This window comes from Paramicrobacterium humi (genome assembly GCF_900105715.1).
Classification (GTDB): domain Bacteria; phylum Actinomycetota; class Actinomycetes; order Actinomycetales; family Microbacteriaceae; genus Paramicrobacterium; species Paramicrobacterium humi.
In genome coordinates this window covers 1,882,099-1,895,229 of record NZ_FNRY01000001.1, presented here as the reverse complement: position 1 = coordinate 1,895,229, position 13,131 = coordinate 1,882,099, and the positions used below count along the sequence as shown (strand labels likewise).

General features: G+C 69.1%; 13 protein-coding genes. 5 read left to right on the top strand and 8 right to left on the bottom strand.

Annotated features, from left to right (window positions below):
- Positions 1 to 70: 70 nt before the first annotated feature.
- Both BLV49_RS09415 and pip read right to left on the bottom strand, forming a co-directional pair.
- A complete protein-coding gene (locus BLV49_RS09415) occupies positions 71 to 1,576 on the bottom strand; it encodes a sugar transferase (RefSeq protein WP_091183109.1) in 1,506 nt (501 codons plus the stop codon).
- Between the two features lie 151 nt (positions 1,577 to 1,727).
- Positions 1,728 to 2,684 (bottom strand): prolyl aminopeptidase, encoded by a 957-nt coding sequence (gene pip / locus BLV49_RS09410; RefSeq protein ID WP_091183105.1) that lies wholly within the window; start codon positions 2,682 to 2,684, stop codon positions 1,728 to 1,730.
- A 132-nt stretch (positions 2,685 to 2,816) separates the two neighbouring features.
- Here pip and BLV49_RS09405 point away from each other — a divergent pair, with 132 nt between their 5' ends.
- Entirely contained in the window at positions 2,817 to 3,818 is a 1,002-nt protein-coding gene (locus BLV49_RS09405; protein ID WP_091183104.1) for an aldo/keto reductase family protein, read from the top strand.
- A 14-nt stretch (positions 3,819 to 3,832) separates the two neighbouring features.
- Positions 3,833 to 4,492 carry an SDR family oxidoreductase gene (locus BLV49_RS09400; protein ID WP_091183101.1) on the top strand — a complete coding sequence of 220 codons (660 nt, stop codon included), beginning with the start codon at positions 3,833 to 3,835 and terminating at the stop codon, positions 4,490 to 4,492.
- Positions 4,493 to 4,498: 6 nt separating this feature from the next.
- Here the strand turns inward: BLV49_RS09400 and BLV49_RS09395 are convergent, their stop codons facing one another.
- Positions 4,499 to 6,628: an acyl-CoA dehydrogenase family protein gene (locus tag BLV49_RS09395; protein ID WP_091183097.1), complete on the bottom strand. Its 2,130-nt coding sequence runs from the start codon at positions 6,626 to 6,628 to the stop codon at positions 4,499 to 4,501.
- A 28-nt stretch (positions 6,629 to 6,656) separates the two neighbouring features.
- A complete protein-coding gene (locus BLV49_RS09390; RefSeq protein ID WP_091183095.1) occupies positions 6,657 to 6,845 on the bottom strand; it encodes a hypothetical protein in 189 nt (62 codons plus the stop codon).
- A 56-nt stretch (positions 6,846 to 6,901) separates the two neighbouring features.
- Here BLV49_RS09390 and BLV49_RS09385 point away from each other — a divergent pair, with 56 nt between their 5' ends.
- A complete protein-coding gene (locus BLV49_RS09385; RefSeq protein ID WP_091183092.1) occupies positions 6,902 to 7,750 on the top strand; it encodes an SDR family oxidoreductase in 849 nt (282 codons plus the stop codon).
- On the opposite strand, the gene recQ is transcribed toward BLV49_RS09385, so the two are convergent.
- The 4 genes from recQ to BLV49_RS09365 form a co-directional block, all read right to left on the bottom strand.
- Positions 7,729 to 9,591, bottom strand: a complete 1,863-nt coding sequence (gene recQ / locus BLV49_RS09380) for a DNA helicase RecQ (RefSeq protein ID WP_091183089.1) — start codon at positions 9,589 to 9,591, stop codon at positions 7,729 to 7,731. The two genes, BLV49_RS09385 and recQ, sit on opposite strands and share 22 nt — an antisense overlap.
- A 46-nt stretch (positions 9,592 to 9,637) precedes the next feature.
- Entirely contained in the window at positions 9,638 to 10,285 is a 648-nt protein-coding gene (locus BLV49_RS09375; protein WP_091183087.1) for a copper resistance CopC family protein, read from the bottom strand.
- Positions 10,285 to 10,998 (bottom strand): YcnI family copper-binding membrane protein, encoded by a 714-nt coding sequence (locus BLV49_RS09370; protein WP_176980794.1) that lies wholly within the window; start codon positions 10,996 to 10,998, stop codon positions 10,285 to 10,287. The genes BLV49_RS09375 and BLV49_RS09370 overlap by 1 nt, the downstream gene beginning before the upstream one ends.
- A 73-nt stretch (positions 10,999 to 11,071) precedes the next feature.
- Positions 11,072 to 11,665 carry a hypothetical protein gene (locus BLV49_RS09365; RefSeq protein WP_091183080.1) on the bottom strand — a complete coding sequence of 198 codons (594 nt, stop codon included), beginning with the start codon at positions 11,663 to 11,665 and terminating at the stop codon, positions 11,072 to 11,074.
- A gap of 100 nt (positions 11,666 to 11,765) precedes the next feature.
- Between BLV49_RS09365 and BLV49_RS09360 the strand changes: the two genes are divergently transcribed.
- Positions 11,766 to 12,086 (top strand): GNAT family N-acetyltransferase, encoded by a 321-nt coding sequence (locus BLV49_RS09360; RefSeq protein WP_091183078.1) that lies wholly within the window; start codon positions 11,766 to 11,768, stop codon positions 12,084 to 12,086.
- Positions 12,083 to 13,036, top strand: a complete 954-nt coding sequence (locus BLV49_RS09355; protein WP_091183075.1) for a pirin family protein — start codon at positions 12,083 to 12,085, stop codon at positions 13,034 to 13,036. The genes BLV49_RS09360 and BLV49_RS09355 overlap by 4 nt, the downstream gene beginning before the upstream one ends.
- Positions 13,037 to 13,131: the final 95 nt, after the last annotated feature.

Here is a 13,131-nt window from a genome sequence, read left to right as displayed (position 1 = left end):
GTACGCCCATCGCGAATCGCCGCGCTGGGGTGTTACGGCGACCAGTCAAAATCATTCCGTCGAACGCCGCTCAATATGCCCCAACAGGGCGAAAGAGGACGCGAACCGTTCTCCAGATGAGCGAGAGGTCCGTGCATAGAGTCCAGTTCTCGACATAGTAGAGGTCGAGGCGGACGCTCTCTTCCCAGTCCAGGTCGGAGCGACCATTGACTTGCCACAGCCCTGTGATCCCGGGCCTGATATTCATGCGCCGGCGAACATGCCGCTCGTAGTTCTGAACTTCCCGTTGGAGCGACGGCCGTGGACCAACCACGCTCATGTCTCCACGCAAGACGTTGAGAAACTGCGGCAACTCATCGAGAGAGTGCGCTCTTAAGAAGTGTCCGACACGCGTCACACGAGGATCCGAACGCATTTTGAAGAGCACTCCGGAACAATCATTCTGTTCGAGAAGTCGGTCGATATCGTCGTCGGCGTTGTGAACCATCGAGCGAAACTTGAGCATTGTGAACGTCTGGCCGTCTTTGCCGACCCTCTCCTGTCGGAAGAGCGCGGGCCCCTCGCTGTCGAGGCGCACGAATATCGCGATGATGAGCATGATGGGCGCGAGAACGAGCAATGCCGCGGCCGACATGAGAATGTCGAAAGACCGCTTCATGACATACCGCCAACCGTCGTAGCTAGCAAGGTCGACCTGGAGGAGAGGCAGAGCGTCGACGGCTCGGAACTGGATGCGGCTCCCGGCGACGTTTGTCAGCCGCGGTGCGACAACAAGCGAGATCCCGCGCGTCTCGAGCTTCCAGCTAAGATCGCGAATGTAGTCGACATCGTCCTTGTTCGTGCTGGCCACGATGACAGAATCCGCATCGAGACGACCGACGGCCTCGGCGACTTTGTCAGGGTGTGCCACGATCGGGACCGTTGCAATGAGCCCTGATACGGGTTGCTCGTCACCGTCGAAGACAGCAGCGCCGACGACGCTGTAAGCGGCGCTACTCGTCCGTTCGAGCTCCTGGGCGACGTATGAGACGTCGGCTCGGTCGCCCACGACAATTGCGCGCGAGAGGTAGTTCCCATAGCGCCGCTGGTGGTTGAGCCATCGGCGCCAACTCCACCGGCTGGCTAGCAGACTGACTGTTCCCGCCGGTAGAGCGACCGCGAAGAGCGCGCGGGGATCCGCCACAGGCACCAGAATGAAAACGATCGCGACCATTCCGAAATAGAGAACTGACGCGTTCAGAATCCGCTTATATTCACGAGTTCCAACCCCCAGCAGAGGCGTGCTTCGCGTGCGGAAGACCGCGAGCGTGGCGAGCCAACCGACACCGACGATCGCCGCAATGAGACCTCGCGGGTCGACGAATACCTCGGTGACAGCCGACACGTCGGTTGCTACAGTCGCCGAAACCGCCATCGAAAGCGCGACGACCAGCGCATCCGTCACGAGCAACCTGATCTGGAGCCGCCTCCTCCACGACACGGCCGGGGCAACGATTCGTGGGAGTCGTGACCGAACATCGAAAGCCGGACGGAACACAGAGGCTGGCGTGGCAAATCTGTACTCGATCCGACTCATGTTCGCCCCTCATCGATGCGTGTGCGCTCATGCTTAAACGCGACCACCGGATTGAGTGACTGCAAAGCTGAGCTTTTCTCAGTTCCTCAATACTAGAAGGATCCTCAGGTTTTGCATGCCCCGCGTGAGGGGGACACCGAGACGTTTTTGACTACTCCGCGAAGCGGTCGGTCGCCTCGATCAGGGCCGAGAGGATGCCGGGCTCGTCGAAGGCGTGGCCGGCGTCGGGAATGATCTGCAGGTCGGCCTCCGGCCAGACCTTGTGCAGCGCCCAGGCCGTCATGACGGGGGTGCACATGTCGTAGCGTCCCTGCACGATGACGCCCGGGATGTCACGCAGCTTGGCGGCGTCCTGAATCAGTTGACCGTCTTCCATCCAGCCGCCGTGCATGAAGTAGTGGTTCTCGATGCGCGCGAACGCGGTCGCGTACGCGGGCTCCGTGAACTCCTCGACCTTCGTGTCGTTGTGCAGCAGAGTGATGGTCGAGGACTCCCAGCGCGACCACGCCTGCGCGGCGGGCACGTGCACCTCGGGGTCCGGGTCGGCGAGCAGCTCGGAGTAGGCGCGCACCAGGTGCTTGCGGTCCTGCGCGGCGACGGGCTCGAGGAAGCCCTCCCACAGGTCGGGGAACACCGCGGCCGCGCCGCCCTCGTAGAACCAGTCGATCTCGACCTGGCGCAGGGTGAAGATGCCGCGCAGCACGAGCTCGGTGACCTTCTCGGGGTGGGTCTCGGCGTAGGCGAGCGCGAGGGTGCTCCCCCACGAGCCGCCGAACACCTGCCAGCGCTCGATTCCGAGGTGCTCGCGCAGCTTCTCGATGTCGCCGACGAGGTGCCACGTCGTGTTGACCGAGAGATCCGCATCGGGCTCGCTCATGTGCGGCGTGCTCTTGCCGCAGCCGCGCTGGTCGAACAGCACGATGCGATACTTCTCGGGGTTGAACACGCGGCGCTGGTTCGGGTTCGTCGCTCCGCCCGGGCCGCCGTGCAGGAACACGACCGGCTTGCCGTCCGGGTTTCCGCTGGTCTCCCAGTAGATGCTCTGGCCGTCGCCGACGTCGAGGTGGCCGGTCTCGTACGGCTCGATCTCGGGGTACATCTCTCGCATGCTCTGACGGTAGCGCGTACGCCGGCCGCGCGCGACGGGGAGTTCTCACCACCGTGAACGCCGTGCCGTGCACGATCGGGTGCGCATTGTCAGCCCCCTCGACATCCGCGCGCGAAGCCGTAGCGTTAAGCCATGGCATATCGATATCTCGGCAACAGCGGGCTCAAGATCTCCGACATCACCTACGGCAACTGGCTCACGCACGGCGGGCAGGTCGAGAACGACGTGGCGACGGCGTGCGTGCGCGCCGCGCTCGAGCACGGCATCACAACGTTCGACACCGCCGACGTGTACGCCAACACGGTGGCGGAGCAAGTGCTCGGTGACGCCCTCAAGGGCCAGCGGCGCGAATCGCTCGAGATCTTCACGAAGGTGTGGGGCCCGACCGGCCCGAAAGGACCGAATGACTCGGGCCTCAGCCGCAAGCACATCCTCGAGTCGATCAACGGCTCGCTTCGCCGGCTCGGCACCGACTACGTCGATCTGTACCAGGCGCACCGGTACGATCCCGAGACCCCGCTCGAGGAGACGATGCTCGCGTTCTCCGACGTCGTCAGGCAGGGCAAGGCGCTCTACATCGGCGTGAGCGAGTGGACCGCCGACCAGCTGCGCGCCGGTCACGCCCTCGCGAGCGAGCTCGGCATCCATCTCATCTCGAACCAGCCGCAGTACAACATGCTGTGGCGCGTGATCGAGGAGGAGGTCGTCCCCGCTTCGAAGGAGCTCGGCATCTCGCAGATCGTCTGGTCGCCGATCGCGCAAGGCGTGCTCACGGGCAAGTACAAGCCGGGCGAGGAGGCTCCGGCCGGTTCTCGGGCGACGGATGCCGCTGGCGCGAAGACCGTCGCGCGCTTCCTCGACGACGAGCTTCTCGCGGCCGTGCAGAAGCTCGCGCCGATCGCGGAGCAGGCCGGGCTCACCCTCGCGCAGCTCGCGATCGCGTGGGTGCTCAGCAACCCGAACGTCGCCTCCGCCATCATCGGCGCCTCGCGTCCCGAGCAGGTCGCCGACAACGTCAAGGCCTCGGGCACGACGCTCGAGCAGGACGTTCTCGACGCCATCGACGAGGCCCTTGGGAGCTTCGTCGAGCGCGACCCGTCGAAGACCGACACGCCCACCGCCCGCCCGTCCTGATTCCGGAGGTCCTCATGAACCGCATCGTCATCGTCGGCGGGCACGGCAAGATCGCGCTGCTGCTCGAGAAGCTGCTCGTCGACCGCGGCGACGAGGTCGTCGCCGTGATCCGCAACCCCGACCACGCCGCCGACGTCGAAGCAGCGGGGGCGACGCCGTTCGTTCTCGACATCGAGTCGGGCACGGTCGAGCAGCTCACCGACGCGTTCACGGGAGCTGACGCCGTCGTGTTCAGCGCGGGAGCGGGCGCGGGCTCCGGGGCGGAGCGCAAGCGCACCGTCGACTTCGGCGGCTCGGTCAAGTCGGCGGCCGCCGCGAGCCTCGCGGGCGTCCACCGCTTCGTGCAGGTCTCGGCGATCGGCGTCGAGAACGAGCCGGACCCGATGGGCGACGAGACGTGGGCGGCGTACGTTCTCGCGAAGCGCGAGGCCGACGACGCGTTGCGCGGCAGCCGGCTCGACTGGACGATAGTCCGGCCGGGCCGCCTCATCGACGAGCCGGGAACGGGCTTCGTCGATCTCGCGTACTCCCTGCCGCACGGGGAGATCCCGCGCGCTGACGTCGCCGCGGTCATCGCGGAGCTGCTCGCCGCCCGCGGGACCGTCGGGCGCACGTTCGACCTCGTGTCGGGCAACAAGACGGTGGCGGATGCCGTGGCTGCGGCATCCGCCTGACCCGGTCTACGCGATCTGGCGCTTCTTCGCCGCCTTCTCGCGGTCGCGCAGCACCTTCTCGTCCACGGGCGCCTCGCCGGACTCGCGCAGCGCCGCGTAGTACGCGCGCGCCTCCTCCTGACGCTGGCGCTCCCCGTCGGTGGCGATGGGCGCGCGCACGTGCTCGGGCGCGAAGCCGAACGCGTCGACGAGTTCGACGGCGTAGGGCCGCAGTCGTGCGACGAGCCGGTCGATGTACGCGGTGACCGCTTGTGCGCGCTGGCCCGAGAGCCGGCCGTTGATGAGGTACCACTCGAGGTGGCGCTCGAGCAGCGAGAGCCCGAACAGGTCACGCAGCCACGTGATCACCCGGCGCGTGTCCGCGTCGACGATCGACTCGAGGCCCTCGGTGAACGCCTCCCACTGCAGCAGCTCGCCGTGGGCGCGCGCCGCCTCGATGAGCGCGTTCTGCTGCGAGTTGAACAGCGCGGCGGCATCCGCCTTCGACAGCTTGCTCGCGTGCCGCAGCTTCTGACCGATCTCGGCGATCATCGACTCGACCCGGTCGGTCAGCAGCTCGCGCTGCACTCTCGTCTCCCGCAGCTGCCCCACCGAGCGGGCGGTCGAGCCGAAGTCGCCGAGCGTCTGCGCGAGCGTGCGCAGTCCGCTGCCGTGGTAGGCGCGGTCGGCGGCCTGGCCGACGACGTAGCGGGCGAGCGCCCCCGCGTCGGCCTTGCGGAACTTGCCGGAGTAGTCCGACAGCAGGCGCTTGGCGACCAGCTGCAGCAGCACGTTGTTGTCGCCCTCGAACGTGACGTACACGTCGAGGTCGGCGCGCAGGCTCGTGAACCGGTTCGCGTTCATGAAGCCGGCCCCGCCGCACGCCTCGCGGCACTCCTGCAGGGTGTCGAGCGCGTGCCACGTCGACAACGGCTTGAGCGCCGCGGCGAGCGTCTCGAGGTCCTGCCGGTCGTCGTCGGTGTCCGCTCGCCCGCTGAACACCTCGTCGAACTGGCGCAGCAGCTTGTCGTGCGCGAAGGTCTGCGCGTACGTCTGCGCGAGCCGCGGCAGCAGCCGGCGCTGGTGCCGCTGGTAGTCGAGCAGCACTTCCTCATCGGTGTCGGAGCCGGCCGTGAACTGGCGGCGCTGGTCGGCGTACCGGATCGCGATGGTGAGGCCAAGGGCGGATGCCGTCGTCGCGGCGCCGTCGAGGGAGACGCGGCCCTGCACGAGCGTTCCGAGCATCGTGAAGAACCGTCTGCCGGGGCTCGCGATGGGCGAGGAGTAGGTGCCGTCCGGGGCGACGTCGCCGTACCGGTTCAGCAGGTTGTCGCGCGGGATGCGCACGTCGGTGAAGTGCAGCCGGCCGTTGTCGATGCCGTTGAGCCCGCCCTTGAGGCCGTCGTCCTCGCCGCCGATGCCGGGGAGGAACTGGCCCTGCTCGTCACGGATGGGCACGTAGAACGCGTGCACCCCGTGGTTGACGCCCTGTGTGATGAGCTGGGCGAACACGACGGCGGCGATGCCGTCCTTCGCGGCGTTGCCGAGGAACTCCTTCCACGCCCCCTTGAACGGCGTGTTGATGACGAACTCCTGCGTCGCGGCATCGTAGGTCGCCGTCGTCGCGATCGACGCGACGTCGGAGCCGTGGCCGATCTCGGTCATCGCGAACGCCCCGGGCACCTCGAGCGACATGATGCCGGGCAGGAACGCGTCGTGGTGCTTCTGCGTGCCGAGGTGCAGCACGGCGGCGCCGAACAGCCCCCACTGCACGCCCGACTTGATCTGCAGCGACGGATCCGCGAGCACGAGCTCCTCGAAACCGGCGATGTTGCCGCCCGCGTCCTCATCGCCGCCGAGCCGCTTCGGGAAGGCGCGCAGCACTTGCCCGTCCTCGACGAGCAGCTTCAGCTGGCCGAACACGCGCGCGCGGTGCTCGTCCATCGACTGGCCCTCGATGCGCTGTATCTCGGGCTTCGCCGCGAGCTCCCTCGCCGACCGGCGAATCTCGGGCCAGCTGCCGAGCAGCTTCTCGGCGAGCTCCGCCCGCTTGATGCGCAGGCCGCCCGGAACGCGGATCGGCCCTGTGTTGACGACTTCGTGAACGTTGGCGACTTCCTCGACGTCGCCGTGCGCGTTCGAGACTCGTTCCACCATGAATGCCTGCCTTTCGCCACGTTTCCTCTCACGGTAGGTCGCGCTCCCGCCCGGCGACAGCCGGCCGTGACCCGGCTACAAAGAGGCGCGCGACCCCGGCATCGTTGTTGTGGCTGCCCCACAGCATCCGCCCCTCGCCGATGCCGAAACGGACAAAGTCGATCCCCCCGTACTGGGCGTAGCTTGAGGGGTCGGCGAAGCTGTCAAATGTAACCACAAGCCCCCTCCCATCCGGTGAACCCCCTGAACTGCAGAAAGTTAGAGGGCCAGCGCATGGTCAGAGTCGTCGTTTTCGGCGGAACAGGAACGGTCGGCCGAGCCGTCGTCGCGGAAGCCGTCTCCCGCGGGCACTCCGTCGTGTCGGTGTCGCGGCATCGCCCCCGGCCGGGTGATGCCGATCACGTCGCCGGGGTCGAGTACCACGCGTGCGATCTCTACAACTCCACGACGGCGCAGCTCGACGCGATCGTCGCGGGCTCCGACGCCATCGTCGACAGTCTCGACGGGGTGTCGACGGTCGCGCAGGCGATCTTCCGCATCGGCGCTCAGCAGATCGCGGATGCCGCCGAGCGGGCGAGCGTGTCGCGCGTCGTGCTGGTCTCGAGCGTCGGCTGCGACCAGAGCACGGCGGAGTACTTCGCCGCGAAGACCGATCAGGAGGGGCTCTATCTCGACTCGAGCGCGCCGGTCACGGTCGTGCGGTTCACGGTGCTCTTCGACATGCTGCACGACTTCGCCCTGCGCGCGGCGAAGTGGCGCATCATCCCGACAAGCTCCCGCGCGCGCTTCCAGCCCATGAACGCGCACGATGTCGCGACGGTGATCGTCGACGCGCTCGGTGACACGGGAGACGATCGGGTCGTGTCGATCGGCGGTCCGCAGATCGCGACGGCCCGAGAGCTGACGGCGCTGTGGCTGCGCAAGACCGGCCGCTCCGCCGTCATGATCCCCGTGCCGCTGTTCACCGCCATGGGCCGCTACCTGCGGTTCGGCTCGAACCTCGTGCCCGATGCGCGCGTCGGCACCGAGACGTTCAACGAGTGGCTCACGGCGCACAGCGCGACGCGCGCCTCAGCGGGGCGCGCCTGCCCGAACGGCAATCACGCGCCCAGCGCCGCGTGAGCGCTCACGACCTCGAGAACGGCGTCGCCGTAGCGGTCGAGCTTCTTCTCGCCGATGCCGCTGATGCCGGCGAGACCGGCTCGATCGCTCGGTCGCGCCGCGGCGATCTCGCGCAGCGTCGCGTCGCCGAAGACGATGTAGGCGGGAACGGACTGCTCGCGCGCTTGCCCGGCCCGCCACTCGCGGAGCGCCTCGAACAGCTCGAGCGCGGCAGGCTCGAGCTCGAGCGCGCTGTCCCGGCGGCGGGACCGCACGCGCGGGCTGCGCTCCGGCTCGTCGCGCAGCATCACCGTCGTCTCGCCGCGCAGCACTCCCGTGCTCGCCTCGGTGAGCCCGAGCACGCCGTATTCCCCGCGGCTCGCGAGGAGCCCTTGCGCGAGCAGCTGCCGCACGATGCCGCGCCAGCTCTGATCGCCGAGGTCCGCGCCGATCCCCCATGTGCTGAGGCTGTCGTGTCCGTGCTGGCGCGTGCGCGCGGTCGCGGTGCCGCGAAGGATGTCGATGATCTGCCCGGCGCCGAATCGCTGACCGCGTTCGCGCTCGAGCCGCACGATCGTGGACAGCAGCTTCTGCGCCGGGATCGTGCCGTCGACGATGGCGGGCGGCTCGAGGCACGTGTCGCAATTGCCGCACGGCTGCGCCGCCTGCCCGAAGTAGCGCAGCAGGTTCACGCGGCGGCACTGCACCGTCTCGCACAGCGCGAGCATGGCGTCGAGGTGCTGTGAGGCGCGGCGCCGGTGCGCGAGGTCGCCCGGCGAGTCCTCGATCATGCGACGCTGCTGGATGACGTCCTGCAGTCCATAGGCGAGCCACGTGACGGACGGCTCGCCGTCTCGGCCCGCGCGCCCGGTCTCCTGGTAGTAGCCCTCGACGGATTTCGGCATGTCGATGTGGGCGACGAAGCGCACGTCGGGCTTGTCGATGCCCATGCCGAAAGCGATTGTCGCGACGATCACGAGGCCGTCCTCGCGCAGGAACCGCGATTGCGTCTCGGCGCGCACCGCAGCGTCGAGACCCGCGTGATACGGGAGCGCGGGGATGCCGCTTGCGGTGAGCTGCTCGGCCGTCCGCTCGACGCTCTTGCGGCTGAGCGCGTAGACGATTCCCGACGCCCCCTCGCCCTCGGCACGGATGAAGTCGATGAGCTGGCTGCGCACGTTGCGCTTGGGCACGATGCGGTACTGGATGTTCGGCCGGTCGAAGCTCGCGACGAAGTGCCGCGCCTGCCCCAGTTCGAGCCGCTGCGTGATCTCGGCGTGGGTCGCCTCGGTCGCCGTCGCGGTGAGCGCGATGCGCGGCACGTCGGGCCAGCGCTCGGCGAGCTCGGAGAGGGCGAGGTAGTCGGGGCGGAAGTCGTGGCCCCACTGGGAGACGCAGTGCGCCTCGTCGATCGCGAACAGGGCGATGCGCCCGCCGCCGAGGAAGCGCTTGGTCTGCTCGGAGCTGAGCCGTTCGGGCGCGACGTAGAGCAGGTCGAGTTCGCCGGCGAGGTAGGCGCGCTCGACGTCGGCGCGCTCCCCGGGCGACTGGGTTGAGTTGAGGTAGGCCGCGCGCACGCCGACGGCGCGCAGCGCCTCGACCTGGTCGTGCATGAGGGCGATGAGCGGCGAGACGACGATTCCCGTGCCCTCGCGCAGGAGCGCGGGGATCTGGTAGCACAGGCTCTTGCCGCCGCCCGTGGGCATGAGCACGACGGCGTCGCCGCCGTCGGCGACGTGCTCGACGATCTCCGCCTGCTGCCCGCGGAACGCGTCGTATCCGAAGACACGCTGCAGGACGTCGAGGGGGCTGTCGGCGGCGGGAGAAGTCATCTCCCCCACCGTAGCCCCTCGCACTGACATGGCCTCATGTGCCGGACGCGTCGTCCTTCGGGTCGTCCTTCGGCGTCTAGTCCTCGTCGTCCTCGTTCGTGAGGCTTCGCCGCACGAGGAGCATGATCACGATGACCGCTGCGACGAAGACGATGGCGACGCCGCCGATGATCCAGCCGAGGTCGCCCCAGCCGTGCTCGTTCAGCACGGGCGCCTTCTCGTCCGCCTTCTCCTGCGTCGGCTTCTGCGTCGCGGCGGCCTCGCCGCACGTCGGCACGGCGCTCTGCCCGGTCGCCGTCTGCTGCCCGTCGGCCGGCTGCCATGTGAACGTGAACGGCGCGAAGTCCTCCGAGCTCTGCACGTGCCCGTCGAGAGCGACGAGCGTCCAGATGACCGTGTACGTGCCCGGCTGCCCGGGCGTGATCTGCGCGGAGACCGTCGTGCTGTTCGTCACTGTCGCACAGCCGTCGCCGAAGTACTGCTCCGAGCCGTCCGGGCCGCGCAGCACGATGCTGCGCTGCCCGGCCTCGAGCACGGGGTCTGTCGTCGTGATGGCGACGGTGACGGGGCCCTCGGTCACTGTCGAGCCCGGCTCGGGAGCCGCAGGCGCCACTTGCGTGTGCGCAAGGGCGGGCGCGGCGAGGCCGAGCGCGGCGGCGAGCGCGAGCGCGACGACGGCAACGCCGCCGCGGCGCACGCGCCTGCGCACGAGCGTTCGTGTCATCACTTCTTCTCCTTCGCTACTCGCTTCCCGCCGCCCTTCGCGACGGCGACGATGAGAGCGACGGCGCCGAGGACGAGGCCAGCGATGCCGAGACTGCGGGCGAGGACGTCGTCGCTGTCCGCGGTGGCCGCGGCATCCGCCTGCTCAGGCGTGTCCGCCGTGCCGTGGCCGTCGGCAGAGGCGGCGCCGACGGTGAGCGTGGGGGCCGGGTGCTCGGGCTCCGCCTCGCCCTTCTTCGCGACCTGATCCCACGCGGTGCTGCCCTGCTCGCAGGACTGCTCGATGGGGAACGCGAGAGTCTCGCCCTCGGCGTCGCCGGGCACGGCGACCTGCAGCGACAGCAGGTCAAGCTGGCTGTCGGGCAGCGGCGTGTCGGCGGTGTAGACGACGTGGCTCGTGCGCTCGCTCACGGGATCCCCGTTCGCGTCGACGACGCCGTCCTTGACGGCCTCGGTCGTCGTCGTGATGGTCCAGCCGGCGTGGGCGACGGGCTTGACCGACATGACCTCGTCGGGGATGGTCACGTCGACGGCGGTGGTCGGCGAGCCGTCGCAGCCGTGACCGATCGAGAAGGTGAGCACGGAGCTCGACCCGGCGGCGGCGCTCGACGGGTCGACGTGGATGTGGGCGCTGGCCGAGAGCGGCACGGCGATGGCGAGTGCGGCGCCGGCGAGGCCGCCGACGAGCATGGTGCGGGTGGTGGTGCGTTTCATAGAGGTTCCTTGCAAGCGCGTGCAGGCACGGCGGAGCCGCGGCTGCGAGAGAAAAGGTGTCGTGAGTCGGCGGTCAGCCGACGGCGAGCACGGGCGGGCCGCGAAGGGGACGCGACGACAGGGCGATGCGCGCGGGCCGCGGCGCAGCGGCATCCGTCACCAAGGATCGCGTGCGCGGGATCGCGACGGGATTCGGCAGCACGAGAAGCACGCTGAGGGCGAGGCGCAGGGCCTCGCGGACGCTGCGGATCGCGTGTTCGCCGCGCGTGAGGGCGGCGACGGTGACGATGGCCGCGAGCACGTGGGCGAGCCACATCCCCGCGCCATGGCTGTGCGCGACCGCGCTTGCCGTGAGCGTGATCGAGCCGCCCGCGTGCGCGGCGTGCGGTCCCGTCGCCCCGGTCGCCGTGACGGCGCCGCCCGGCGCGAACGCGAACAGCGCGTGGTAGGCGAGCTGGCTGAGCACGACCGAGAGCGCGATGCGGCCCCGCGAGAGCGAGCGGCCGGCGAGGGCGATGCAGACGAAGACGGATGCCGTGAAGGCGACGATCACAGCGAACAGGCCCGCGATCTGGCCGTCCGCGACGCCGTGCGAGGCCGCCGCCGTGAACGTGGAGACGGCGGCGGCGATCGTGCCGCGGAGTGCGCGGGTGCCGCGTGAGCTCATGCCGTCTCCCTTCCGCGTCAAGCCTAGGCGAAACGGCCGACGATGGCAGATGCGCCGAACGCCGGGGTATGTTGTGCTCAAGCACCGACGGGAGGCAGCCATGGCGGAGGACGAGACGCGGGTCGTGCGCAACGACGCCGAAGGGCGCTACGAGCTCTGGCTGGGCGACACGCTCGCCGGGCGCGCCGAGTTCGAGCTTCAGGATGCCGGGACGGCGTTCACCCACACGGAGGTCGACCCGGCGTTCGAGGGGCAGGGCCTCGGCAGCGTGCTCGCCCGCGGCGCGCTCGAGGACGCCGCGTCGCGCGACGAGATCATCGTGCCGTACTGCCCGTTCATCCGCGCGTACGTGAAGCGACACCACGAGTTCGACGCGCACGTGCTGCTGCCGACGCCCAAGCACGAGCGGCGCGAGCAGTGACCAGGTTCGACACGCCGACCGAGGAATCGCTCGTGCGCGAGCTCGCGACGCCTGGCCCTGCGACGCTGCTGCTGGAAGCGCGGGAGGTTCCCCTTGGCGGCATCCGGGGCATCACCGTCCACCGCTCGCTGCCGCAGCGCGCCCTGCCGATGGTGGGGGCGTGGTGCTTCCTCGACTACTTCGACGAAGAGGGCACGCCCATGCGCGTGCTGCCGCACCCGCACATCGGCCTGCAGACGGTGACCTGGCCGCTGCAGGGGCGCATCCGGCACCGCGACGCCGTCGGCAGCGACGTCGTGATCGAGCCGGGGCAGCTGAACATCATGACGAGCGGCTACGCCATCGCGCACTCCGAGTTCTCCGTGCACGAGGACGACACTTCGCTGCGCGGCATCCAGCTGTGGGTCGTCCTGCCGCAGGACGCGGCCGAGGGTGAGCCGTTCTTCGAGCAGCACGCCGACCTTCCCGTGTGGACGACCGAGGGAGCGCGGGCTCGCGTCGTCGTCGGGGCGATCGAGGATGTCACGTCGCCCGCGCGCGTGTTCTCCCCGCTCGTGGGAGCGGAGATCGAACTGGATGCCGGAGCAGACGTTCGCCTGCCGGTGCAGCGCTCCTTCGAGCACGCGGTTCTCGTTCTCGACGGCGCGGTGGAGGTCGCCGGGGTGCACGTCGAACCGGGGCCGCTGCTGTACGTCGGGGACGGCTGTGACACGATCGCGATCGCGAGCGAGGCTCCCGCGCGGCTGCTGCTCATCGGCGGCGAGCCGTTCGGCGAGGAGCTCATCATGTGGTGGAACTTCGTCGGCCGCAGCCATGAGGAGATCGTGCACGCGCGCGACGACTGGGAGGCCGAGCGCACGAGGTTCGGGCCCGTCGCGGGGCACGCGGAGCGCATCCCGGCACCGCCGCTGCCGAACGTGCGGCTCACGCCGAGGCGGCGGCGCCCATAGGCGGCATTTGTCACGACGGAGCCCGATTGCCCTGTTAGGTCAGGCTCAGTTAAGTTTGAGAAGGTGGTTCTTGCCCCACCAACGCCCGTTTCGAG